Origin of the sequence: Microbacterium sp. JZ37 (assembly GCF_035188445.1) — a bacterium.
In the GTDB taxonomy this organism is placed as follows: Bacteria; Actinomycetota; Actinomycetes; order Actinomycetales; family Microbacteriaceae; genus Microbacterium; species Microbacterium barkeri.
The window spans coordinates 2,188,841-2,213,755 of sequence record NZ_CP045253.1; the positions used below are offsets into that span (position 1 = coordinate 2,188,841).

21 protein-coding genes are annotated in these 24,915 nt (G+C 70.7%); 1 reads left to right on the forward strand and 20 read right to left on the reverse strand.

Annotation, left to right across the window (positions count from 1 at the left end; all coding sequences use genetic code 11):
• Window positions 1–44: 44 nt before the first annotated feature.
• A complete protein-coding gene (locus GC092_RS10125) occupies window positions 45–614 on the forward strand; it encodes a DUF3043 domain-containing protein (protein ID WP_271173250.1) in 570 nt (189 codons plus the stop codon).
• A 72-nt stretch (window positions 615–686) separates the two neighbouring features.
• Here the strand turns inward: GC092_RS10125 and GC092_RS10130 are convergent, their stop codons facing one another.
• The 20 genes from GC092_RS10130 to GC092_RS10225 form a co-directional block, all read right to left on the reverse strand.
• The gene (locus GC092_RS10130) at window positions 687–1,745 is read right to left on the reverse strand and encodes a quinone-dependent dihydroorotate dehydrogenase (protein ID WP_324011746.1); all 1,059 of its coding nucleotides are present in this window, start codon (window positions 1,743–1,745) and stop codon (window positions 687–689) included.
• Window positions 1,746–1,771: 26 nt separating this feature from the next.
• Window positions 1,772–2,254 (reverse strand): transcriptional regulator NrdR, encoded by a 483-nt coding sequence (gene nrdR / locus GC092_RS10135; protein ID WP_271173252.1) that lies wholly within the window; start codon window positions 2,252–2,254, stop codon window positions 1,772–1,774.
• Between the two features lie 11 nt (window positions 2,255–2,265).
• On the reverse strand, window positions 2,266–3,579 hold the full coding sequence (gene hisD, locus GC092_RS10140; protein WP_324011747.1) for a histidinol dehydrogenase: 1,314 nt from the start codon (window positions 3,577–3,579) through the stop codon (window positions 2,266–2,268).
• An 81-nt stretch (window positions 3,580–3,660) separates the two neighbouring features.
• On the reverse strand, window positions 3,661–5,151 hold the full coding sequence (locus tag GC092_RS10145) for a hypothetical protein (RefSeq protein WP_324011749.1): 1,491 nt from the start codon (window positions 5,149–5,151) through the stop codon (window positions 3,661–3,663).
• A 91-nt stretch (window positions 5,152–5,242) separates the two neighbouring features.
• Window positions 5,243–8,755: a DNA polymerase III subunit alpha gene (dnaE, locus tag GC092_RS10150; protein ID WP_271173255.1), complete on the reverse strand. Its 3,513-nt coding sequence runs from the start codon at window positions 8,753–8,755 to the stop codon at window positions 5,243–5,245.
• Window positions 8,756–8,833: 78 nt separating this feature from the next.
• Window positions 8,834–9,757: an RluA family pseudouridine synthase gene (locus tag GC092_RS10155; RefSeq protein ID WP_324011752.1), complete on the reverse strand. Its 924-nt coding sequence runs from the start codon at window positions 9,755–9,757 to the stop codon at window positions 8,834–8,836.
• Window positions 9,754–10,344 (reverse strand): signal peptidase II, encoded by a 591-nt coding sequence (gene lspA / locus GC092_RS10160; RefSeq protein WP_324011754.1) that lies wholly within the window; start codon window positions 10,342–10,344, stop codon window positions 9,754–9,756. Before lspA ends, GC092_RS10155 begins: the two co-directional genes overlap by 4 nt.
• An 8-nt stretch (window positions 10,345–10,352) precedes the next feature.
• Window positions 10,353–10,985, reverse strand: a complete 633-nt coding sequence (locus GC092_RS10165) for a DivIVA domain-containing protein (RefSeq protein ID WP_282979114.1) — start codon at window positions 10,983–10,985, stop codon at window positions 10,353–10,355.
• Window positions 10,986–11,106: 121 nt separating this feature from the next.
• Window positions 11,107–11,409, reverse strand: coding sequence for a YggT family protein (locus tag GC092_RS10170; RefSeq protein WP_271173259.1), 303 nt, complete (start codon window positions 11,407–11,409; stop codon window positions 11,107–11,109).
• A 37-nt stretch (window positions 11,410–11,446) separates the two neighbouring features.
• Window positions 11,447–11,950 carry a cell division protein SepF gene (locus GC092_RS10175; protein WP_271173260.1) on the reverse strand — a complete coding sequence of 168 codons (504 nt, stop codon included), beginning with the start codon at window positions 11,948–11,950 and terminating at the stop codon, window positions 11,447–11,449.
• Between the two features lie 34 nt (window positions 11,951–11,984).
• Entirely contained in the window at window positions 11,985–12,668 is a 684-nt protein-coding gene (locus GC092_RS10180; protein ID WP_324011759.1) for a YggS family pyridoxal phosphate-dependent enzyme, read from the reverse strand.
• A 3-nt stretch (window positions 12,669–12,671) separates the two neighbouring features.
• Window positions 12,672–13,847 carry a cell division protein FtsZ gene (ftsZ, locus tag GC092_RS10185; protein ID WP_271173262.1) on the reverse strand — a complete coding sequence of 392 codons (1,176 nt, stop codon included), beginning with the start codon at window positions 13,845–13,847 and terminating at the stop codon, window positions 12,672–12,674.
• 248 nt (window positions 13,848–14,095) lie between these two features.
• Window positions 14,096–15,172: an FtsQ-type POTRA domain-containing protein gene (locus tag GC092_RS10190; protein ID WP_271173263.1), complete on the reverse strand. Its 1,077-nt coding sequence runs from the start codon at window positions 15,170–15,172 to the stop codon at window positions 14,096–14,098.
• Between the two features lie 5 nt (window positions 15,173–15,177).
• Window positions 15,178–16,587, reverse strand: a complete 1,410-nt coding sequence (gene murC / locus GC092_RS10195; RefSeq protein ID WP_271173264.1) for a UDP-N-acetylmuramate--L-alanine ligase — start codon at window positions 16,585–16,587, stop codon at window positions 15,178–15,180.
• 50 nt (window positions 16,588–16,637) lie between these two features.
• Window positions 16,638–17,723 (reverse strand): UDP-N-acetylglucosamine--N-acetylmuramyl-(pentapeptide) pyrophosphoryl-undecaprenol N-acetylglucosamine transferase, encoded by a 1,086-nt coding sequence (locus GC092_RS10200; RefSeq protein WP_324011763.1) that lies wholly within the window; start codon window positions 17,721–17,723, stop codon window positions 16,638–16,640.
• A 110-nt stretch (window positions 17,724–17,833) separates the two neighbouring features.
• Window positions 17,834–19,033, reverse strand: coding sequence for a putative lipid II flippase FtsW (gene ftsW / locus GC092_RS10205; RefSeq protein WP_271173266.1), 1,200 nt, complete (start codon window positions 19,031–19,033; stop codon window positions 17,834–17,836).
• Window positions 18,999–20,555, reverse strand: coding sequence for a UDP-N-acetylmuramoyl-L-alanine--D-glutamate ligase (gene murD / locus GC092_RS10210; RefSeq protein ID WP_324011766.1), 1,557 nt, complete (start codon window positions 20,553–20,555; stop codon window positions 18,999–19,001). The genes ftsW and murD overlap by 35 nt, the downstream gene beginning before the upstream one ends.
• Complete coding sequence (gene mraY, locus GC092_RS10215; RefSeq protein WP_271173268.1) at window positions 20,552–21,664, reverse strand: phospho-N-acetylmuramoyl-pentapeptide-transferase; 1,113 nt, start codon at window positions 21,662–21,664, stop codon at window positions 20,552–20,554. The genes murD and mraY overlap by 4 nt, the downstream gene beginning before the upstream one ends.
• Window positions 21,661–23,073, reverse strand: coding sequence for a UDP-N-acetylmuramoyl-tripeptide--D-alanyl-D-alanine ligase (locus GC092_RS10220; RefSeq protein WP_324011767.1), 1,413 nt, complete (start codon window positions 23,071–23,073; stop codon window positions 21,661–21,663). The genes mraY and GC092_RS10220 overlap by 4 nt, the downstream gene beginning before the upstream one ends.
• A gap of 28 nt (window positions 23,074–23,101) precedes the next feature.
• Window positions 23,102–24,892, reverse strand: coding sequence for a peptidoglycan D,D-transpeptidase FtsI family protein (locus GC092_RS10225; RefSeq protein ID WP_324011769.1), 1,791 nt, complete (start codon window positions 24,890–24,892; stop codon window positions 23,102–23,104).
• Between the last annotated feature and the right edge of the window lie 23 nt (window positions 24,893–24,915).

The window sequence follows — 24,915 nt, forward strand, 5'->3', positions numbered from 1 at the left end:
GTAATCTTAGGTACATCCCGCGACGAGACTTCCGAGGTTCCCTCATGGCCAAGACACCACCCGCCGAGAACGACGCGTCCGAGGCGACGCCCCCCGTCGGGAAGGGGCGCCCCACCCCGACCCGCGCCGAGCGCGAGGCGGCTCGCCGTCGACCCCTCGTGCCCGACACCAAGGAGGCCCGCCAGGCGGCGAAGGCCGAGCTGCGCGCACGCCAGGAGCGTGCCCGCATCGGCATGGCGAACGGCGAGGAGAAGTACCTCCCCCTGCGCGACAAGGGCCCGCAGAAGCGGTTCGCCCGTGACTGGACCGACGCAGGCTGGCACCTCGGCGAGTTCCTCATGCCGATGATGGTGCTCGTCATCGTCGCCACGTTCATCCCGTCGCCGGCGACCCAGTACTGGTCGTTCATCGTGCTCTGGGTCTTCATCCTCTTCGCCGTGGGCGACATGATCATCCTGTCGCGGCGCGTGAAGACGAAGGCGGCAGAGAAGTTCGGCGGCAAGGACAAGCTCGAGAAGGGCCTCGGCTGGTACGCCGCGATGCGCTCGGTGCAGATGCGCTTCATGCGCCTCCCCAAGGCGCAGGTCAAGCGGGGCCAGTACCCCGCGGTCTGAGACGCATGGCAGAAGCCCCGGAGCCGTCGGCTCCGGGGCTTCTCTTTTCTCGACGCGCTGCGTTTCGACTCGCTACGCTCGCTCAACGTCCGGGCGCACAGCGCCCGGAGCTCGCAGCGCGTTCAGGTCGCGGTTGATCCTGCGGGCCCAGAGCGGGCCCTCGTAGATGAAGGCGCTGTACCCCTGCACGAGCGTCGCGCCCAGGTCGAGGCGCTCCTGCACCTCTTCGGCCGTCTCGACGCCGCCGACCGAGATGACGCAGAAGCCGGGATCGGTCGCGACCGACCGGACGATCCGCAGCACCTCGAGCGAGCGCGCCTTGAGCGGAGCGCCGGAGAGGCCGCCCTCGCCCGCTGCGATGATCGTCGCGGGGTCGGCGGTGAGGCCCTCGCGCGAGATCGTCGTGTTCGTGGCGATGAGGCCCGCGAGCCCGAGCTCGAGGGCAAGACGCGTCACACCCTCGACCTCGTCGTCGGGCAGGTCGGGCGCGATCTTGACGAGCAGGGGTGTCTCCCCCGCCGCGTCCTTGACCGCGGTGAGCAGGGGGCGCAGCGTCTCGACGGCCTGCAGCCCGCGCAGGCCCGGCGTGTTGGGCGATGACACGTTCACGGCCAGGTAGTCGGCGAGCGGGCTGAGCATGCGGGCGCTCGCGACGTAGTCGGCCGTTGCGTCCTCGACGGCGACCACCCGGCTCTTGCCGATGTTCACCCCCACGACGGCGCCTCCGCGGCGCAGTCGGGCGAGTCGCCGCGCGGCCGCCTCCGCGCCGGCGTTGTTGAAGCCCATCCGGTTGATGAGCGCCCGGTCGGCCACGAGACGGAACAGGCGCGGACGGGGGTTGCCCGGCTGCGGGATCGCGGTGAGGGTGCCGACCTCGACATGGCCGAACCCGAGGGCGTCCAGACCACGCACGGCCACGGCGTTCTTGTCGAATCCCGCGGCGACGCCGAACGGCGTCGGGAACTCGTGCCCGAGCGCCTTCACGCGCAGCTCCGGAGCCGGGCGCGTGAGAGCGCGCGCCACCCAGGAGATCGGGCGGATGCCCATGGCCCGGATCACGGGCATGGCGAGGTGGTGCGCGACCTCGGGGTCGAAGCGCGAGAGGACGTGCGTGAAGAGGAGGGGATACATCCCCGCCAGGGTATCGGGTGCCGCCGTCAGTTCGCCGACGGAGCCTCTGCGCTGCGGCGCCGCGCGTGGTCCGCGCGCAGGTCGGCGATCGACGCCTCGAAGTCCTCGAGCGAGTCGAACGCCTGGTACACGCTCGCGAACCGCAGATACGCGACCTCGTCGAGCTCCCGGAGCGGGCCGAGGATGGCCAGGCCGATGTCGTTCGCGTCGATCTGGCTCAGCCCGGTCTGCCGCAGCGACTCCTCCACGCGCTGCGCGAGGATCGCGAGGTCGGCGTCCGTGACCGGGCGCCCCTGGCAGGCCTTGCGCACACCGGCGACGACCTTCTCCCGGCTGAACGGCTCAGCGGCGCCCGACCGCTTGATGACGTTGAGGCTCGCGGTCTCGATGGTCGAGAAGCGGCCCCCGCACTGCGGGCACTGCCGTCGACGCCGGATCGAGAGGCCGTCGTCGCTCGTGCGCGAGTCGATGACGCGGGAGTCGCCGTGGCGGCAGAACGGGCAGTGCATAGCGCGTCAGCCTACTCGGCGGTTCCTGCGAATCGGGCCGTGATCGCCTCGCCGTGCGCCGGGAGCGCTTCGGCGTTCGCGAGCGCGACGATCGCGTCGGCGACCTCGGCGAGGCCATCCCGGTCGTACTCGATGACCTGCTGCGGTCGCAGGAACGTGTGCGCGCCGAGTCCTGCGGCGTAGCGCGCCTGCCCGCCCGTCGGCAGCACGTGGTTCGACCCCGCGAGGTAGTCGCCGAGGCTCACCGGAGCGAAGCCGCCGACGAAGACGGCGCCCGCACTCGTGTACCGCGCCGCCGCGCGAGATGCGTCCTCGAGGTGCAGCTCGAGGTGCTCGGGCGCATAGGCGTTGCTGAACGCCTCAGCGGTCGCCTCATCGTCGACGAGCACGATCGCCGACTGCTCCCCCGCGAGGGCGGTCGCGACGCGATCGGCGTGGCGGGTGAGCGGCGCGATGCGCGCGAGCTCGGCCGCGACCGCGTCGGCGAGCGCAGCCGACGTCGTGACGAGCACGGCCGAGGCCTGCTCGTCGTGCTCGGCCTGGCTCACCAGGTCGTAGGCGATGAGGCGCGGATCGGCGGCGCCATCGGCCACGACGAGGATCTCGGTCGCGCCGGCCTCGGCGTCCGTGCCGACGAAGCCCGCGACGGCGCGCTTGGCCGCCGCGACGAAGTTGTTCCCCGGCCCCGACACGACGTCGACCGGATCGAGGCCGAGCGAGGGCACGCCCGCCGCGAGCGCGCCGATCGCACCGGCCCCGCCCATCGCGTAGACCTCGTCGACGCCGAGCAGGCCCGCCACAGCGAGGATCGTCGGGTGCACGCGGCCGCCCTGGTCGGCCTGCGGAGGCGACGCGAGTGCGATGCTCTCGACGCCCGCAACCTGCGCGGGCACGACGTTCATCACGACGCTCGACGGGTAGACGGCCTTCCCGCCCGGGATGTAGACGCCGGCACGGGCGACGGGCTGCCAGCGCTGGATGATGCGGGCTCCCTGCCCGATGCGCGTCTCACGCCCCTCGGGCACCTGTGCGGCGGATGCCGCGCGCACGCGGTCGATGGCCCGCTCGAGCGCCGAGCGCACCTCGGGCTCGAGCCCCGCCACCGCCTCGGCGATGTGCTCGGTCGGCACGCGGATCTCGTGCCCCGAGACGCGGTCGAACCTCTCGGCCTGCTCCCGCAGGGACGCCTCGCCACGGGCGCGGACGTCGGCGACGATCTCGACGGCGACCGACGCCGCCGTCTGCAGCGCCTCGGCGGCACGGGGGACGACGGCCAGCAGCTCGGCGGGAGTGAGCGAGCGGCCGCGGAGGTCGATGGTGCGCATGCATCAATTATCCCGCGGCGGCGACGTGCTCATGACAGACGGCCTCCCCTCGCAGCGAGGAGAGGCCGTCGGCGAGGGCGATCAGCCGCGCGTCACGCCGGACACGTCGTGCAGGTAGCCGATGCGGCCGTCGTCGTCGCGCACGACGAAGACGTCGCCGCGGTCCTCCAGGACGAGGGCCCAGGCCGTGGGCCCGATGCGGAACAGCGGATCGCCGCTCTCGTCCACGACGTCGCGCTCGACCGGGACGAGGGCCCAGAAGGGCTGGGCGGCGGTCGGACGCTCGACGGCCTGGGTCGTCTGAGCATCGGCCGTCGGGGAACCCTCGGAGCCCTCGACAAGTCGCGACAGCTCGTCGGCGCCGTCATGGGGCGCGGGCGCCGGCTGCTCGGCATCGGGCTCGGTGACCTCGACGTCGGAGAAGACCTCGGTCTCGTGCACACCATGCTCGGCGCCGCGCGGCTCGTCGTCGCTGAGGATCGTGTCGTAGAGACCCTCATCGGCAGGCTGCACGGCCGACGCCTGCTCGGGCGCCGGCTGCTCCTCGGCCGCCGCGGCGGACTCGGGCGCCGCGGCGGACTCGGGCGCCGACGGGTCCTCCGGAGCGGCTGCCGCCGGAGTCACGTAGGGATTCGCGCCCGGAGCGACCCAGGCGTCCTGCGCGGCACCGTGCTGCTGGCCGTATGCGGCCTGACCCGGCTGGCCGGCCTGCTGGCCGTATGCGGCCTGACCCGGCTGGCCGGCCTGCTGGCCGTAGGGCTGCTGGCCGAAAGGCTGCTGACCGTAGCCGGCCTGTCCGTACGGCTGCTGGCCGTAGCCCTGCTGACCGTAGGGCTGCTGACCGTAGGGCTGCTGACCGTAGGGCTGCTGACCGTAGGGCTGCTGGCCGTACGGCGTCTGCGCGTACTGCTGACCGTACGGGTGCTGGCCCTGCTGCGCTCCCGGCGCCTGCGGCCAGCCGCCCTGCCCGGCCGGCGCGTGGGGCCATCCACCCTGCGCGGCCGGCTGCGGACGCGGCGCGCGTGCGACAGGACGCGCCTTCCGGGCCGCGGGGTGCGCGGGGCTCTCCTCACGGCCGTCGAAGTCCTCGCGGAAGGGCGGGACGAAGGGGGCGACCACCGTGAAGAACACCCCGGCGAGCATGAGGAGCGCCTCGAGCCAGGGCACCCATGTGAGGAACCACTCGCCGCCCTGCGCACCCCAGGCGAGGCGACTCACCCACAGCACCGCGCCCACCGAGAACGCGACCGAGGCGAACTGGTCGACGCCGAGCGACCCGACGCGGGTGACGGCCGTGGGCGCGAGACGGCGAAGCAGGATGAGGAACGCGCCGGCGGCGGGGAGGAGGGCGCCGAGGATCCAGTCGAGGCCCGATGCCCAGATCGGCACGAACGAGAACCGCACGATGGAGAAGAACGAGAACAGCAGCGCGAGGCCGCCGACGATGACGAGGATGAGCTCACGCGCCGTGAACGGCCCGACGCCCTTCTGCGGGCGCCCGCTGTTCGTCTCCCGCGGCGCGTGCGCCGCCGGTTCGGGCTGGGGCGTGTAGCCGGGGTACTGGTCGCTCACCCTGTGTCCTTCCGTCGAGGTGCGGGTCGATCCTACTTGCCGCGCTTCAGAGCGGCCGCGGGCACGACTCCCCTGCCCGCCGGGCGGTCGCTCACGCGATGCACTGCGGCCCGAGGAGCGCCTTGAGGTCGCCGAAGAGCTCGGCCGTGATCGAGACGGGCATCGGGATCTCGAAGACCTTCGCCGTGCGCCCGCGGTGCATCTTCAGGCGCACCTCGGTCTCGCCGCGGTGGCGCCGCAGGACCTCCGCGAGGTCCTGCGCGACGCGCTCGGTCGCACGCTGCTCGGGAAGGAGCAGCGTGAGCGGCCCCGACACCTCGAGCGCGCCCACGTCGGGCACGAACGCCATCTGCGCGTGGATGTTCAGCCCGTCGTCGCGGCGCGACACGCGGCCGCGCACGGCCAGCACCGAGTCCTGCTGCAGGATCGGCTGGAACTCCGTGTACGTCTTGCCCATGAACATGACCGTGACCTCGCCGTCGAAGTCCTCGACGGTGATCATGCCGTAGGGGTTTCCGCTCGACTTCGCGACGCGGTGCTGCGCACTCGTGACGAGCCCCGCGACGGTCACCTGGTCGCCATCCTGCAGGTCCTCGGAGGCGAGCAGGTCGCTGATCGTGATCGACCGGTGCTTCGCGAGCGGCACCTCGAGGCCCGCGAGCGGATGGTCGGACACGTAGAGCCCGAGCATCTCGCGCTCGAAGGCGAGCTTGTCCTTCTTCGTCCACTCGGGGCGGTCCGGCACCTTCTGCACGGCCTCTGGCTCATCCCACAGGCTGTCGAAGTCGAATCCGATCGCGCCGCCCGCCGCATTGCGCTTGTCGGTGACCGCGGACTCGACCGCCTGCTCGTGGATCTCGAGCAGCGCGCGCCGCGTCGAGCCCATCGTGTCGAAGGCGCCGGCCTTGATGAGCGACTCGACCGTGCGCTTGTTCGCGACGTGCATCGGCACCCGGCGGAGGAAGTCGTGGAAGTCGGTGTAGGGGCCCTCCTCGCGCGCGGCGATGATGCCGTCCACGACGTTCGACCCGACGTTGCGGATCGCGCCGAGGCCGAAGCGGATGTCGTCGCCGACGGCCGCGAAGAAGCCGATCGACTCGGAGACATCCGGCGGCAGCACGTGGATGCCCATCCGACGGCACTCGTTCAGGTACATCGCGAGCTTGTCGCGCGAGTCGCCGACGCTCGTGAGGACCGCCGCCATGTACTCGGCGGGATAGTGCGCCTTGAGGTACGCGGTCCAGTACGAGACGACGCCGTACGCGGCCGAGTGCGCCTTGTTGAACGCGTAGTCCGAGAAGGGCAGCAGGATGTCCCAGAGGGCCTTGATCGCGCCCTCGCCGAACCCGCGCTCCTTCATGCCGTTCGAGAAGCCCTCGTACTGCTTGTCGAGCTCGGACTTCTTCTTCTTGCCCATCGCGCGCCGGAGGATGTCGGCCTGGCCGAGGCTGAAGCCCGCGACCTTCTGGGCGATGGCCATCACCTGCTCCTGGTAGATGATGAGGCCGTAGGTCGTGTCGAGGATCTCGCGCAGCGGCTCCTCGAGCTCGGGGTGGATCGGCGTGATCTCCTGCTGCCCGTTCTTGCGGAGCGCGTAGTTCGTGTGCGAGTTCGCGCCCATGGGGCCCGGACGGTACAGGGCGATGACGGCCGAGATGTCCTCGAAGTTGTCGGGCTTCATGAGCCGCAGAAGCGAGCGCATGGGGCCGCCGTCGAGCTGGAAGACGCCGAGCGTGTCGCCGCGGGAGAGCAGGTCGTAGGCACCGCGGTCGTCGAGCGGCAGGTGCTCGAGGTCGACCTCCTCGCCGCGGTTGGTGCGGATGTTGTCGAGCGCGTCCGAGAGGATCGTGAGGTTCCGGAGCCCCAGGAAGTCCATCTTGATGAGGCCCAGCGACTCGCACGCCGGGTAGTCGAACTGCGTGACGATCTGCCCGTCCTGCTCGCGGCGCATGATCGGGATGATGTCGATGAGCGGCTCGCTCGACATGATGACACCGGCCGCGTGCACGCCCCACTGGCGCTTCAGGCCCTCGAGGCCGACCGCGCGGTCGAAGACCGTGCGCGCCTCGGGATCGGTCTCGATGACCGTCCGGAACTCGCTGGCCTCCTTGTAGCGCGGGTGCTCGGGGTTGAACATCCCGTCGAGCGGCATGTCCTTGCCCATCACGGCCGGAGGCATGGCCTTCGTGAGCTTCTCGCCCATGCTGAACGGGAAGCCGAGCACGCGGCCGGCGTCCTTCAGCGCCTGCTTGGACTTGATCGTGCCGTACGTGACGATCTGCGCGACGCGCTCGGAGCCGTACTTCTCGGTGACGTAGTCGATCACCTCGCCACGGCGGCGGTCGTCGAAGTCGACGTCGAAGTCGGGCATCGAGACGCGGTCGGGGTTGAGGAAGCGCTCGAAGATGAGTCCGTGCTCGAGCGGGTCGAGGTCGGTGATGCGCATCGCGTAGGCGGCCATCGAGCCGGCGCCCGAGCCGCGGCCCGGACCGACGCGGATGCCGTTGTCCTTCGCCCAGTTGATGAAGTCGGCGACGACGAGGAAGTAGCCGGGGAACCCCATCTGGGTGATGATGCCGATCTCGTACTCGGCCTGCTTGCGCGACGCCTCCGGGACGCCGTTCGGGTACCGGTAGTGGAGGCCCTTCTCGACCTCCTTCACGAACCAGCTCTCCTCGGTCTCGCCCTCGGGCACCGGGAAGCGCGGCATGTAGTTCGCCGACGTGTTGAACTCGACGTTGCAGCGCTCGGCGATGAGCAGCGTGTTGTCGCACGCCTCCGGATGGTCGCGGAAGAGCTGGCGCATCTCCTGCGCGGTCTTGACGTAGTAGCCGTCGCCGTCGAACTTGAAGCGGTTGGGGTCGTCGAGCGTCGAGCCGGACTGCACGCAGAGGAGCGCCGCGTGCGCATCGGCCTCGTGCTGGTGCGTGTAGTGCGAGTCGTTCGTCGCGACGAGCGGGATGCCGAGGTCCTTCGCGAGACGCAGGAGGTCGCTCATGATCCGGCGCTCGATGGAGAGGCCGTGATCCATGATCTCGGCGAAGTAGTTCTCCTTGCCGAAGATGTCCTGGAACTCGGCGGCTGCCGCGCGCGCGGCGTCGTACTGCCCGAGGCGCAGGCGCGTCTGGATCTCGCCCGACGGACATCCGGTCGTGGCGATGAGCCCCTTGCCGTACGTCTGCAGCAGCTCGCGGTCCATGCGGGGCTTGAAGTAGTAGCCCTCGATGCTCGACAGCGAGCTGAGACGGAACAGGTTGTGCATGCCCTGCGTCGTCTCGCTGAACAGCGTCATGTGCGTGTACGCGCCGGAGCCCGACACGTCGTCGCTCTTCTGATCGGGCGAGCCCCACTGCACGCGCGACTTGTCGCTGCGGTGCGTTCCGGGCGTGACGTAGGCCTCGAGTCCGATGATCGGCTTCACGCCCGAGGCCTTGGCGGCCTTGTAGAACTCGAACGCCGCGAACGTGTTGCCGTGGTCGGTGACCGCGATCGCCGGCATGCCGTAGTCGGCCGCCGCCTGCGTCATCGCAGAGAGCTTCGCCGCCCCGTCGAGCATCGAGTACTCGCTGTGCACGTGGAGGTGGACGAAGGAATCAGACGCCATGCCTCGAGTCTACGTTCGGCGTCCGACACGGAGCCGGGGGCGTGTCGGGCGCGCGCCGCCCGAGGGCGGGCGACGGCGCTACTCGCCGCGGAGGACCGCGAGCGCGTGGGCGAGATCCGCGGGGTACTCCGAGGTGAACTGCACCCACTCCCCCGATCCGGGATGCGCGAACGCGAGCTCATGCGCGTGCAGCCACTGGCGCGTGAGTCCGAGGCGCGCCGAGAGCGTCGGATCCGCGCCGTAGAGGGGGTCGCCGACGCAGGGATGGCGGTGCGCCGCCATGTGCACGCGGATCTGGTGCGTGCGGCCCGTCTCGAGGTGGATCTCGAGAAGCGAGGCGCCGGGGAACGCCTCGATGGTCTCGTAGTGCGTGATGGAGTCCTTGCCGTCCGGAGTGACGGCGAACTTCCACGAATGGCTCGGATGGCGGCCGATCGGCGCGTCGATCGTCCCCGTCAGCGGGTCGGGGTGGCCCTGCACGACCGCGTGGTAGATCTTGTCGACCGTGCGCTCCTTGAACGCGCGCTTGAGCAGCGTGTAGGCGCGCTCGGTCTTCGCCACGACCATGAGCCCGCTCGTGCCGACGTCGAGGCGATGCACGATGCCCTGGCGCTCTGCAGCCCCCGTCGTCGCGACGCGCACGCCCGCGGCGAGAAGGGCACCCAGCACGGTCGGCCCCTCCCAGCCGAGGGAGGGATGCGCCGCCACTCCCGATGGCTTGTCGACGACGACGATGTCGTCGTCCTGGTGGACGATGCCCAGCTCGGGCACCTCGACCGGCACGACCCGCGGCTCCTCCTTCGGCTGCCACTCGACGTCGAGCCAGGAGCCGGCCGAGACGCGGTCGGACTTGCCGACCGTGACGCCGTCGACCTGCACGCCGCCGGACTCGGCGACCTCGGCGGCGAAGGTCCGCGAGAAGCCGAGCATCTTCGCGAGAGCCGCGTCCACGCGCGTCCCCTCGAGCCCGTCGGGGATCGGCAGCCGCCGGGACTGGCTCACGCGTGCCGTCCTGCGTCGGCGCCCTCGTCATCCGGATGCGCGCCCTCGGCGACGGCGCGGTCCTTCTCGCGCGAGCCGTCGAAGCGGATGCCGACGAGAGTGAGCAGCGCGACCGAGATCATCATCGACACGATGAAGATGTCGGCGACGTTGTAGATCGCGGGAGTGGTCCAGAACCACATCCAGGGCGTCAGGATGAAGTCGACAACGTGGCCCACGGCGAACCCGGGCTCCCGGAACACCCGGTCGACGAGGTTGCCGAGCACGCCGCCGAGCAGCAGGCCGAGCACGACCGCCCAGAGCCGCGAGCGGATGCGCGTGATCGTGAGCCAGACGATCGCCGACGCGACGAGCGCCATGGCGAGGGTGAAAACCCAGGTCACGCCCTCACCGAGGGAGAACGCCGCACCCGGGTTGTAGACGAGGTGCCACTGCAGAGCGTCGCCGACGACGGGAACCGTGCGCCCGGGGTCGAGACTCTGGATGGCGAGTTGCTTGCTGAACTGGTCGGCGGCCAGCACGACGATCGCGAGGATCGCGATCGTCGTACCGGCCGCCGCCGCACGCAGAGGGGGTCGGCCCGACAAGACGGGCTTTACAGACCGATTGCCGAGACCGGGGTCGAGCTCGCGGGCGTGGCCGACGAGTCGAGGTCCTTGAGCTTGGTCTCGAAGTACGTGCGCAGCTGCTGACGGTAGTCGCGCTCGAACTGGCGGAGCTCCGTGATGCGGCCCTCGAGCGTCTTGCGCTCGCTCTCGAGCTTCGCGTGGATCTCGCGCTGCTTGGCCTCGGCCTCCGAGACGATCTGGCTCGCCTTGGTGTTCGCCTCGCTGACGATCTGCTCGGCCGTGGCCTGACCCTCGGCGACGTGCTCGTCGTGCAGGCGCTGCGCGCGCTCGATGATGCTCGCGGCGCTCGTGGCGGTCGACGACACCGCGGGAGCAGCGGCCGGAGCCTCCTGCGCGGGGGCCGGAGCGGCGGGCGCCTCGGCGGCAGGGGCCGGAGCGGCCTCGGCGGCGGGAGCCTCAGCGGCGGCAGGAGCCGGAGCGGCCTCGCCCGACTCGTACTGAGCGAGCTTCGCCTTCAGCTGCTCGTTCTCCTCGATGGTCTTGCGCCACTCGACGACGATCTCATCCAGGAAGTCGTCGACCTCGTCCGGGTCGAAGCCCTCCTTGAACCGGACGTGCTGGAACTGCTTGGTGACGACGTCATCCGGGGTCAATGCCATGGTTTTGGCTCCTCTTTCGATGAGTACTCGGTCGGCGGCCGGGAACGAACCTGGCACGTGTCCGTGTCTGACAGCATAACCGCCGCTCATGGGCGTTGCCGAGCCGCGACCCGGGGAGGGGTCAGAGATAGGTGAGGGTCCGCGTCACCGACAGCAGGATGAAGCAGAGCAGCATCGTGAGCGCGAACGCGAAGTCGATCGCGATCCCGCCGACGCGAAGCGGGGGGATGACTCGCCGGAACATCTTGATCGGAGGGTCGGTGAGCGTGTACGCGATCTCCGCGAGCACGAGCACCGCTCCCTTGGGACGCCACTCGCGGTTGAACATCGGGATGTACTCCAGGATGAGGCGCCCGAAGAGCACGAAGATGTACAGCAGCAGTGCGAAGTTCAGGATCGACGCGATGAGTCCGAGTGCGCTCACAGCGTAAGATTCTGCCCGATTCGGCTGTGCGGGGCCGTCACGACTGCGCGAACGGCGCCGACTCGATGTCGGCGTGCGCGATCGCCCCGTCGCCCGAGACGGCGATGTTCTCCGGCGACAGCAGGAAGACCTTGCTCGTGACGCGCTCGATGCGGCCGTACAGGCCGAGCGAGAGGCCGCTCGCGAAGTCGATGAGGCGGCGCGCGTCGGCGTCGCTCATCTGCGAGAGGTTGATGATCACGGGGATGCCGTCGCGGAAGTGCTCGGCGATGGTCTGAGCGTCGCGGTACTGCTTGGGGTGGACCGTGACGATCTCGTTGACCGCGCCGGACGCGGGCTGGCGCACCACGGCGGGGCGACGCAGCGGCGTGACGGGCGCGGGAGCTGCCTCTTCGATGAGCTTCTCCTCTCGGTGCGGACGCTCTTCGCGCACGATGCGCTCTTCGCGCGGCGTGCGGGACTGCGCCGCGGCCTCTTCCTCGTACTCTTCCTCGTCGGCGAGGCCGAGGTAGACCATCGTCTTCTTGAGCGGGTTCGCCATGGCGTCCTCCGTTGTGTTCGCGTCTTGTCCGAGGCTAACCCCGCGCGTCGCGCGGGCCCGTGATTGCGGATCCGATCCGCAGGTGTGTCGCGCCGCAGGCGATCGCCTCGACGAGATCCGCCGACATGCCGGCGGAGATCCAGGTCGCGTGCGGCTCCACCGAGCGCACGCGCGCGGCGTAGCCTGCGAGGCGCTCGAACGCGGCAGCAGGGGCCTCTCCGAGCGGCGCGACGGCCATGACGCCCCTGAGGGCGAGTGACGGCGCCGCGGCGATCCGCTCGGCGAGCGCCTCGATGCCGTCCGGCGCGACGCCCCCGCGGGCGGGGTCGTCGGTGAGGTTGATCTGCACGAGCACGTCGAGCGGGCTCTCCCCCGGCTCGGCCGCAGCCTCGAGCGCGTCGACGAGCCGATCCCGGTCGACCGAGTGCACGGCCGAGGCGACCCGGCGAACCGCTCGCGCCTTCTTCGTCTGCAGCTGGCCGATGAAGTGCCAGCGCAGGCCGAGGGGCGCGAGCTCCTCCGCCTTCGCGACGAGCTCCTGCTGGCGGTTCTCGCCGACGTCGACGACCCCGAGCCCGTGCAGCTCGCGCACGAGAGCGGCGGGGTGGAACTTCGTCACGACGATCCGGGTGACCTCCCCGGCGTCGCGCCCCGCCGCGCGTGCGGCATCAGCGATCTGAGCGTCGACGGCCGCCAGACGCTCGGCGAGGCCCGACACGGCCTACTTCAGGAAGTCGGGGATGTCGAGGTCGTCGTCGCCGAACGCCGAGTCGAACCCGCTCGAGTCGGGCAGGACCGGGTTCGTCGCGCCGACGCTGACGGGCTCGCGCTCGGCGCGCGACGTCTCGGCCGCGGGCTTCTCCTCGGTCTTCACGACGGTCGGGAGCGACGCGGGCTTCTGCGGCTCGACGCGCCCGCCGAACGCGGGGACCTCGACGCGCGGCTGCGGCTCGCCGCTGTCGAACCCGGCCGCGATGACCGTGACGCGCACCTCGTCGCCGAGGGTGTCGTCGATGACCGTTCCGAAGATGATGTTGGCCTCGGGGTGCGCGGCCTCCTTGACGAGCTGCGCGGCGTCGTTGATCTCGAAGATGCCGAGGTTCGACCCGCCCTGGATCGACAGCAGCACGCCGTGCGCACCCTCGATCGACGCCTCGAGCAGGGGCGATTCGACGGCGAGCTCCGCCGCCTTGATCGCCCGGTCGGCTCCGCGCGCGGAGCCGATGCCCATGAGGGCGGAACCCGCCCCCTGCATGACCGACTTGACGTCGGCGAAGTCGAGGTTGATGAGACCCGGCGTCGTGATGAGGTCGGTGATGCCCTGAACACCCGCGAGGAGCACCTGGTCGGCCGTCGCGAACGCCTCGACCATGGAGATGCCGCGGTCGCTGATCTCGAGGAGACGGTCGTTCGGCACGACGATGAGCGTGTCGACCTCTTCCTTCAGGGTCGCAACGCCGAGCTCCGCCTGGTTCTGGCGGCGGCGGCCCTCGAAGGAGAAGGGCTTCGTGACGACGCCGATCGTGAGCGCGCCGATCGACTTCGCGATGCGCGCGACGACGGGCGCGCCGCCCGTGCCGGTGCCGCCGCCCTCGCCCGCCGTGACGAACACCATGTCGGCGCCCGCGAGCGCCTGCTCGATCTCTTCCGCGTGGTCCTCCGCCGCGCGGCGCCCGACCTCGGGGTCGGCGCCCGCGCCGAGCCCTCGCGTCAGCTCACGGCCGACGTCGAGCTTGACGTCGGCGTCGCTCATGAGCAGCGCCTGCGCATCCGTGTTGACCGCGATGAACTCGACGCCGCGAAGCCCGAGTTCGATCATGCGGTTCACCGCGTTGACGCCACCGCCGCCGACGCCGACGACCTTGATCACGGCGAGGTAGTTCTGGTTCTGGCTCATGCCGGCCTCCGTATCGACCCCAGGCTTCACCGGGCCTCAACCTTCACGTTCAAGTAGAGGGTTAAAGTATTGCCCGGTATGTATTTCTTTCGTGCTCGACGCTACGTGCGGCGCGGGCGCCACGCGCGCAATGGATGCGGGCGTGTCGGGAGAAATTCCCGGAATGCCCCGCCCCTTGCTCGCATGTCTCACTTCGGCACGGATTTCGACGCCCAAAACCGCCCGTCGTGAGACACGGTCCAAGGTTGTCAGCGCACGATGATGGTGCCGGGTGCGGAGACGTCGTAGACGGTCGCCCCCTCGGCCAGGGCGCCCTTGAGCGCTCCCTGGAGTGTCGAGACCTTCTCGGACGTGTCGTCGACGCTCCCCCAGATGACCTGCGGGCCGCCATCGCCGAGCGTGAGGGTCACGTCCTCGGGCGACGTCGCCCCCGCGCCCGTGACGCGCGCGCGGAGGTCCTCCGGCAGGGAGCGGAGCACCTGGCCGACCGCGCGGAACGCGTCGGCGCCTGTCCCGCCCTCCACCTGGATGAGGGGCAGCCCGGCCGGTCGCTCCCCCGCCGTGGCGAGCACGACGCCCGCAGCGTCGACCGTCGTGAAGCCGGCCTCCGACTCGACCACGCCGACCGGCGTGCGCTCGACGACGCGGATGACGAGATCGTGCGGCGGGTGCGCCTCGAGGGTGTAGGTCTCGATGAGCGGGAACGCCACGAGCGCGGCCTTGACCGCGCTCGCGTCGACGAGGGGCAGCGGCTTGCCGAGCTGGTCGGCCAGCGCGGACTCGACCGCCGCGGCATCGAGCTGCTCGGCACCCTCGATCGAGATCTCCTCGACCGCGAAGAGCGGGCTGTACGCCGCTCCGACGCTCCCGACGACGAGGAGCAGCACCGAGCCGATCCCGATCAGCCACGCGAGACGGCGCCGCCGCGCGCGCACCGTGAACCGGCGCACCTCCGCGCGGAGGGCCTTCCGGCGTGCGCGCGCAGCGCGCCAGACGCCGCGCCATCCGACCCGGTCGTCGTCCGCGCGGCCCGACACCCGGCCCTTCGCCTCGTCGTCGGCGCCGCGTGCGCCCGGCCGAGACCGCTCCTCCGCACGACCGCCGTCACCCGGCTCGGCCGAACCGCCGGAGCGGATCTGCACGATCGGGGCCGTGTCGACGTGATCGCCGGCCGGTGCGCTCGACGCGCGGTTCTCGGAGACGGGCTCGCCGATGCCGAGCCGCTGCATCGCCGAACGCCGTTCGGCGAGCCGGCGCTCCTCGTCGTGAGCCGACGCGTCCTCCTCCGTGCCGGAGGAGGGTGGGAGGGGTCCCGGTCGCCGCATGGCGCCTAGCCTGCTGCGCGGGCGTCCGAGCTCGCGAGGGAGTCGAGCACCTGCGGGATGATCCGGTACACGTCACCGCAGCCGAGGGTGATGACGTAGTCGCCCTCGCGGGCCACGGACGCCGTGTAGTCCGCCGCCTGCTGCCAGTCCGCGACGAAGTGCACGCGCGACGGGTCGTCGAACGCGCCGCTCACGAGCTCGCCCGTGACGCCGGGGATCGGATCTTCGCGGGCGCCGTACACGTCGAGCACGACGGTGTGATCGGCGAGCTCCTCGAGGACCCTGGCGAACTCGCCCGCCATGAGCTTCGTGCGCGAGTAGGTGTGCGGCTGGTGGAGCGCGATGATCCGCCCCTCGCCCACCACCGTGCGCGCGGCCGACAGCGCGGCGGCGACCTCGGTCGGGTGATGCGCGTAGTCGTCGTACACGCTCACCCCGCGCTCGACGCCGTGCAGCTCGAATCGGCGCACGGTGCCGCCGAACGTCTCGACCGCGCGCACCGCGGGTTCGAGGTCGTATCCGAGCGTGAGGAGGACCGCGACGGCTCCGGCCGCGTTGATCGCGTTGTGGCGGCCGGGCACGCCGAGGCGGCCCGAGACACGCTCCTCGCCGTGGACGAGCGTGAAGCCGACGGGTCCGTCGGTCTCGATGTCGACGACGCGCACGCCGGCCGACTCGGCCTCGCCGAACGTCACGACGTTCTCGTGGCGCAGTCGCGCCGCGACGCGCTGGGCGCCGGGGTCGTCGGACGAGATGACGACGGCCTCGCGCGCCTCGTCCGCGAAGCGCACGAACGCGTCGTCGAAGGCCTCGTGCGAGCCGTAGTGGTCGAGGTGGTCGGCGTCGACGTTGGTGATGAGCGCGACCGAGGTGTCGTAGAGGAGGAACGTCCCGTCCGACTCGTCGGCCTCGATCACGAAGAGGTCATCGGAGCCGACGCCGCTCGACGCGCCGACCTGCTGGATGACGCCGCCGTTGACGTAGCTCGGGTCGGCGTCGAGCGCGCGCAGGGCGGTCACGATCATGCCCGTCGAGGTCGTCTTGCCGTGCGCGCCCGCGACGGACACGAGGCGACGCCCGCCGATGAGGTAGTGCAGAGCCTGCGAGCGGTGGATGACGGCGAGGCCGCGCTCCTTCGCCGCGAGGAACTCGGGGTTCTCGGGCCAGATCGCGCCCGTGTAGACCACGGTGTCGACGTCGCCGAGGTTCGCGGCGTCGTGGCCGATGTGCACCGTGGCGCCGAGCTCGGCGAGATCGCGCGTGTTCTGGCTCTCCGACCGATCGGAGCCCGAGACGGGGATGCCGGCGGCGAGGAACATGCGGGCGAGGCCCGAGATGCCCGAGCCGCCGATGCCGATGAAGTGCACGGCGCCGATGCGCTCGGGGATGGGGACGGAGAGGTCGGGCTTGATCATGGCCCGTCGAGTCTAAGCCGCGCGCCTGGCATCGGGCTCACGGCGCGCTGTCATGCCCGGGGCCGCTCCGCGAGGGCCCGGTCGAGGTGCGCGATGACGTTCTCGGTCCCGCGACGCGTGCCGGCCCCGTCGGCCGCCGCGGCCATCCGCTCGAGGAGGTCCGAGCGCTGCAGGAGCGGCAGGATGTCGGTGCGCACCTTCTCGGGAGTGAAATCGGCGTCGTCGATGAGGATGGCGGCGCCCGCGTGGACCGCGGATGCCGCGTTGAGCCGCTGCTCGCCGTTGCCCACGGCATACGGCACGTAGACCGCGGGGATGCCGAGCGCGCTGACCTCGCTCACCGTCGAGGCGCCGGAGCGCGACACGATGAGGTCGGCGAGGGCGAACGCGAGGTCCATCCGGTCCACGTAGCGGCGGACCGCGTATCCGGCGACGCCGGGGTCGACCAGGTCGGACTTCTCCCCCGTGACGTGCAGCAGCTGCCATCCGGTGTCGAGGATCTCCTGCCACGACGCGCCGATCGCCTCGTTGAGGCGGCGCGCGCCGAGCGACCCGCCGAAGACGAGCAGGGTGGGCCGGTCGGGGTCGAGTCCGAAGTGCGCTGCGGCCTCCTCGCGCGCGGCGGCCCGGTCGAGGTTCACGATCTCGGGGCGCAGCGGCATGCCCACGACCTCACCGCGCTTGAGCGGCGTGCCCTCGAACGCGACGCCGACATGCGCGGCGCCGCGGGCCCCGAGGACGTTCGCGAGACCCGGACGGGCGTTGGCCTCGTGGACGACGTAGGGCACGCCCTCCTTCCGGGCGGCGACGTACGCGGGCGCTGCCGCATAGCCCCCGACGCCGAGCACGACGTCGACACCGCGCTCGCGGATGTGACGGCGCACGTCCGCGACGGCCTTCCGCCACTTCGCCGGGAAGCGGAGCGCGTACCCGTTCGGCCGACGCGGGAAGGGCACCTTGTCGACGACGAGCAGCTCATAGCCGCGCTCCGGCACGAGACGCGACTCGAGCCCCTCGCGTGTGCCGAGGACGAGGACCTCGTCGGACGCGCTGCGGGCGCGGAGCCCGTCGGCGACAGCGAGAAGCGGGTTCACATGGCCGGCGGTCCCGCCGCCGGCGAGGAGGTACGTCGTCACCCCTCGATCCTCCCATGTGCGCAGCGCGGGCCCGGGCACGACCGCACGGACGGGCATGTCCCGAACGTTCACGGAACCCGGATGGCACGGCGCCGCCCGGATGGCGCGGGTCAGGCGCGGCGCGCTGGCCGGTCGGGCAGGGTGCGCGCGCACGCGAGGAGCACACCCGACGCGAGGAGCACCGCGATGAGCGAGGAGCCTCCCGATGACAGGAACGGCAGTGGCACGCCCAGCGCGGGGAAGACCCTCAGCACGACGCCGATGTTGATGAGCGCCTGGCCGATGATCCAGACGCCGAGTGCGCCCGCCACGACGCGCACGAACAGGTCATCGGCACGGCTCACGATGCGGAACGCGCCCAGCGCGAACACGAGGAACAGAGCGAGAACGGCGATGCAGCCGAGGAGTCCGAGCTCCTCGCCGACGATCGCGAAGATGTAGTCGTCCGCGGCCGCGGGGAGCCAGTCGTACTTCTCCTTGGAGTTGCCGAGGCCGAGCCCGAGGAAGCCGCCGCTCGCGAGTCCCCAGATGCCGTGCAGCGGCTGGTAGCACTCGTTGAGGTAGCGGTCGAGGCAGCTCTGGTCGAGCACGCTCATGATGCGCAGCATGCGGTTGGGGCTCGCGATCGCGAACGCCGCCACTGCGGCGACGGCGGCGAGCACGGGGGCGATGAAGAAGCGGAGCTTCACCCCCGAGAAGAACAGCGCGCCGAGCACGACGAGCGCGATGACCATGACCGTGCCGAGGTCCTTGCCCGCCATGACCGTTCCCATCGCGAGCACCGCGACCGGGCCGAGCGGGATGAGGACGTGCTTCCACTTCCCGAGGACCGCCTTCTTCCGGTCGAGCATGAAGGCGCACCAGATCGCGAGGCCGAGCTTGATGAACTCCGACGGCTGAACCGACATGAAGCCGAAGTTGAGCCAGTTGCGGTTTCCGCCGTTCTCCATGCCGAGCGGCGTGAACACGAGCAGCTGCAGGAGGATCGCGCCGATGAGCGCGGGCCAGGCCAGCCGCTTGAGCCAGGCCATGGAGAACCGGCTCACGATGAACATGAGCGGGACGCCGACCGCCGCGAAGACCGCGTGCTTCGCCCCGTCGTTGTACGGGTTGTTCTGCGCCTGCATCGACGTCACGGTCGTGGCCGAGAACACCATGAGGATGCCGAAGATCGTCAGCAGCAGCGCCGCGGAGGCGATGAGGAGGAACTCCAGCGGAACCGGCTTGAAGGCCGCCCCGAGCGAGACCCGTGCCGAAAGCGCGCGGCGCTCGGACTCAGCGGCCTTCGGGATCGTCGTCGTGCGGGCCATCCTCGGTCCCCTTCCCCAGACGCTCCCTCACCGCGGCGGCGAAGCGCTCCCCGCGGTCGCCATAGCTGCGGAACTGGTCGAACGACGCCGCCGCCGGCGCCAGGAGCACCGTGTCGCCTGCGACGGCGACCCCTGCGGCGAGCTCCACGACCCGCGCCATGACGTCTTCAGTGTCCGCGTCGTCGACCTCCAAGAGCGGCACCGCCGGCGCGTGTCGCTCGAACGCGTCGCGCACCGCCGAGCGGTCGACGCCGATGACGATCGCGGCGCGCACGCGGGCGCCGTGCTGGGCGACGAGATCGGAGATGTCGACGCCCTTGAGGAGCCCGCCGACGACCCACACGGCTCCCGGGTACGCCGCGAGCGACGAGGCAGCGGCGTGCGGGTTGGTCGCCTTCGAGTCGTCCACCCACGTCACGCCGTCGGCGACGCCGACGACCTCGATCCGGTGCGGGTCGAGGCGGAACGACGCGAGCGACGAGCGGATGGCCGCAGGCGGCACGTCCAGGGAGCGCGCGAGAGCCGACGCGGCGAGGATGTTCGCCACGACGTGCGGCGCGGCGAGCCCGGCTTCCGCGAGGTCGGCCACGGTCGTGAGCTCGAGCGCCGACGTCCGCCGGTCGTCGAGGAACGCGCGGTCGACGAGGATGCCGTCCACGACGCCGAAGTCGCTCGGGCCAGGGACGCCGAGATCGAAGCCGATCGCGCGCGCTCCCTCCACGACATCCGCGTCCTCGACCATCCGCTGCGTCGCCGCGTCCGACTTGTTGTAGACGCACGCGACGCGCGTGTTGCGGTACACGACCGCCTTCGCGTCGCGGTACGCCTCGAACGACCCGTGCCACTCGAGGTGATCGTCGGCGAGGTTCAGGCACACCGACGCGTGCGGGACGGGAGCGCCCGCCTCCGCGCTGCGGCCGAGGTACCAGAGCTGGTGGCTCGAGAGCTCGACGACGAGCACGTCGAATCCCGCGGGGTCGCGCACGGCGTCGAGCACCGGCACCCCGATGTTGCCGCAGGGCGCGGCGCGCAGCCCGCCCTCGACCATCATCGTGGCCGCGAGTCGCGTGGTCGTCGTCTTGCCGTTCGTGCCCGTGATGAGCACCCAGGCTGCGGGGCTGCCGTCGGGCCGCACGACCTTGTCGCGCACGCGCCACGCGAGCTCGATGTCGCCCCAGAGCGGGACGCCCGCCTCGTCGGCCCACCGGATGACGGGGTGCGACGGCGGGAAGCCGGGCGAGGCGACGACGACCTCGGGAGCGAACGAGACGAGCTCATCGGGGACGACGTCGAGCGGACCCTCCCACAGGCGCGCGCCGATCACCGGCAGCAGGCGCGCGTACTCCTCCGCCGCGCTCTCCGTGACGACGAGCACCTCGGCACCCAGCTCGGCCAGGGTGTCGGCGACGGAGAAGCCGGTCACCGAGAGGCCGAGCACCGCGACGCGCAGCCCCTTCCAGTCCGCGTGCCAGCTCGTCAGAGCGTCGAGTCGGGTGGTCGGAGCGTCCTGCTCGTTCGTCATACCTTCGAGAGCCATTCGACGTAGAAGAGGCCGACGCCGCTCACGGCGAGCATGCCGGCGATGATCCAGAACCGCACCACGATCGTCACCTCGGGCCATCCGCGCAGCTCGAAGTGGTGGTGGAGCGGGCTCATGAGGAAGAGGCGCTTGCCCTTGGTGGCCTTGAAGTACAGGCGCTGCAGGATGACCGAGCCCGACGACAGAACGAAGAGGCCGGCGATGAGCACGCCCAGCAGCTCCGTGCGGGTGAGGATGGCGAGCGCCGCGACGACGCCGCCGATCGCCATCGACCCGACGTCGCCCATGAAGACCTTCGCCTTGGGCGCATTCCACCAGAGGAATCCGACGAGCGAGCCCACGAAGGCGGCCGAGACGATGGCGAGGTCGAGCGGATCGCGCGCCTGGTAGCAGGCCTGCAGGTACTCGTCGGCCAGCTGCGTCGTCGAGCACGACTGATTGAACTGCCAGAACGCGATGAGGCTGTACGACCCGACGACGAAGATTCCCGCCCCCGCCGCGAGGCCGTCAAGGCCGTCGGTCAGGTTGACGCTGTTCGAGAAGCCCACGCCGAGCAGCGCGAGCCAGGCGAGGTACAGCATCCATCCGAGCACGGGGCCGAGCGCCATGAAGGAGAGCACCGAGATGTCGCGGAAGAACGACACGTAGGCGCTGCCCGGCGTGAGGTTGTAGGTGTCGGCGAAGTTCAGCGACACGATGCCGAACGGGATGACGACGAGCACCTGGCCGACGATCTTCTTCCAGCCCGACAGCCCCGCGTAGTGCTGCATGCGCACCTTGAGGAAGTCGTCGATGAACCCGACGGCGCCGAAGCCCACCATCATCCAGAGCACGAGCCAGCCGGAGACGGTGGGCGGGTTGTAGCCCGTGTACGCGCCGATGAGATAGCCGACGATCGTGCCGACGATGAAGACGACGCCGCCCATCGTGGGCGTGCCGCGCTTCAGCTCGTGCTTGGGCGCGTTGAAGTTCTCGCCGTCGGTGCGGATGACCTGTCCCCAGCCCCAGCGGCGGAACGCGCGGAGGAACAGGGGCGTGAGGAAGAGCGTGAACGCCAGTGAGATCGCCGCAGCCGTCAGAAGTGATCTCACGAGAACGATTCTCCCAGACGATCGCCGAGGAACCTGAGTCCCGCCGAGTTGGACGACTTCACGAGCACCCGGTCGCCGTCGCGCAGCTCGCCCTGGAGGTACGCGAACGCCGCCTCGGCGTCCTCGAAGAAGACCGCCTCGTCGTTCCACGACCCCTCGGCCACGGCCGCGAGATAGAGCGGCCGGGCGTCCTGGCCGACGACGACGATGCGCGGGATGCGCAGGCGCACGGCGAGGAGGCCGATCTTGCTGTGCTCCTCGACGGCGTACTCGCCCAGCTCGCTCATCGCGCCGAGCACCGCGACCATCCGCTCGTCCGGTCCCGTGATCTGAGCGAGCGTGCGCAGCGCGGCCTGCATCGAGTCGGGACTCGCGTTGTAGGCGTCGTTGATGATGCGCACGCGCTCCGATCCCATGACCTGCATGCGCCAGCGCTCGGCGAGCTCGACGGTCTCGAGGCGCGCGATCGCGTCGTCGAGCGAGACCCCGAGCGCGGTCGCCGCGGTCGCGGCGGCGAGGGCGTTCTTGACGTGGTGGCTGCCGAGCACCTGCAGGTGGAGCGGAAGCGCGGTCTCCCCCGCCGAGATCACGGCATCCGTGCCCGACGCCGTGACACGGAGGTCGGAGGCGCGGACGTCGGCGCCCTCGCCCTCGCCGAACCAGAGGAGGCCGAGGCCCCGCTCGCGCGCGATGCCGGCCATGCTCGCCACACGCGCGTCGTCGATGTTCAGGACGGCCGTACCGCCGTCGCGGATGGCCGAGACGAGCTCCGACTTGGCCTTCACCGTCGCCTCGATTCCGCCGAATCCGCCCGCGTGGGCCATCCCGACCATGAGCACGACGCCCACGTCGGGCGTCACGAGCCCCGCGAGGCGCGCGATCTGCCCCGATGCGTCGGCGCCGAACTCGCACACGAGGAAGCGCGTGTCATGCGTGACGCGGAGCATCGTGAGCGGGGCGCCGACCGCGTTGTTGAACGAGCCGACGGGCGCGACCGTCTCACCCTCTGCGCGCAGGATCGTCGCGAGCATGTTCTTGGTCGTCGTCTTGCCGTTCGAGCCGGTGATCCCGACGACCTGGAGGCGGCCGGCGGCGCGCACGCGGGCGACGACCTCGCGAGCGAGCTCGCCGATCGCGACCACGACATCGGGCACGACGATCTGCGTGATCGGCTCGTCGACGACGCGCTCGACGAGGGCGAGTGCCGCGCCCTGCTCGAGCGCCTTCCCGACGAAGAGGTGCCCGTCGGTCGCCTCGCCGGGCTTGGCGACGAAGACGCCGCCCTCGCGGATGTTCCGCGAGTCGGTGTCGACGACCCCGTCGACCGTCGTCTCGGGAGTGTCGGCGCCGTGCAGGCGCAGCTCTCCGCCGACGGCGGCAGCGATCTCGGCAAGGGACAAAGCGATCATGGAATGGAGATCCTCCGCGCGGTGCGCGTCATTCGGCGAACTTGGGAAGCGGCTCTTCTGTCGTCTCAGACGGCATCACACGGTAGTTCTTCACGACCTGCGTCATCGCCTTCTGCAGGGCGGGAGCCGTGGCCGCAGACGATGTTACCCGCGTCGGCTCGTCGAGCGTGACCATCACGATGTACTCGGGGTCGTCGGCGGGGACCACCCCGACGATGCTCGTGAAGTAGACGCCGGCCTTGTATCCGCCCTTGCCGTCGCTCTTCTGCGCGGTGCCCGTCTTGATGCCGATGCGGTAGCCGTCGACGGCCACCTGGTCGGCGAGAGTGCCCTGCGTCGCGACGTTCTCGAGCAGGCGGATGGTCGTATCGGCCGCGTCCTCGCTCACCACGCGCTCGGGGTCGCTCAGCTCGGGCTTCTCGACCTCGCCGTCGGCCGTCGTGCACGACTCCACGATGTGGAGGGGCTCGCGCACGCCGCCGTTCGCGATGGTCTGGTAGGCGTTGACGACCTGCGGCATCGTCGTCGTGAACGCCTGCCCGAACGTCGTGGCGTAGTGGCCCTGCGGGCCCCACTGGTCGGGCGGGTAGATCAGCCCGGACTCCTCCCCGGGGAACCCGATGTCGGTGGGGGTGCCGACGCCGAACTTCTGCAGGTACTCGTAGCGCGTCTCATCGGGGACGAGCTCGCCGAACTTCGACAGCGCGACGTTCGACGAGTCGATGAGGGCGCCGGTGAGGGTGTAGTTGAACGTGCCGTGCGAGAACGAGTCGCCGACGCGCGCGCCGTTCGGGAAGGTCTCGAACCCCGAGGCGGTCACCGAGCTGGAGGGGGTCACGGCGCCCTGGTCGAGCAGCGTCGCCGCGGTGATGGCCTTGAACGTCGATCCCGGCTCGAACGTGCGGGAGAAGATGCGCGAGTAGCGGTCATCCTCCTTGCTCGCGCCGAAGTCGTTGGGGTCGACCGTGGGGTACTCCGCTGCCGCGCGGACCGCGCCGGTCGCCACCTCGACGACCATGACCGCGCCCGACTGCGCGCCCTGGTTCTGGGTCTCCTCCGCGATCATCTGCTGCATGTACCACTGGAGGTCGGCGTCGATCGTGAGCTGCAGCGTGCCGCCGTCGACGGGCGCCTTCGTCGTCTCCGTGCCGGGGATGATGAGCCCGTCCGATCCCTGCTGGTAGCTCAGCGAGCCGTTCTCGGCCTGGAGGCACGCGTTCTGCGCGGACTCGTAGCCCGCGAGGGGCTCGCCGTCGGTGCCGACGAACCCGAGGAGGTTCCCGGCCACGGCGCCGTACGGGTAGGCACGCGACTGCACCGGCTCGAAGTGGATGTACGGCAGGCCGAGCGCGAGGATCTTCCGGTACTGCTCGGTCGACAGCTTCTTGCCGAGCGGCGCGTACTCCGAGTCCGGATTCGCCGCGAGGGCGTCCGAGACGATCTTCTCGATGTCCTCGCCGCTCATCCCGACGATCTCGCCGATCGCGGCGGCGCTCTCCTCCCACGTGACGACGTGCTCCTCGCCGTCCTCGTCCTCGCGCGTGAGGTCCTTCACGTTCTGCGGGTTGAACTGCGCGGCGTACTGCATCGTGCTGCTCGCGAGCACGGCTCCGTTCGCGTCGACGATCGAGCCGCGTGTCCCGTACAGCGTCTGCGTCGAGGCGATGCCGCTGTAGGCCGCGCGGTTGTCGAGGTGCTCCTGCGCGTTGACCACCTGGATGTCGACCAGGCGCACGGCGAAGCCGGCCACGACGACCGCGACGAGGGCTCCGGCGACGGCGGTGCGGCGCCTCGCGCTTCGACGGGCCTTCGCGTGCATCTCGCCTCCTGGTGTCGCGTGCT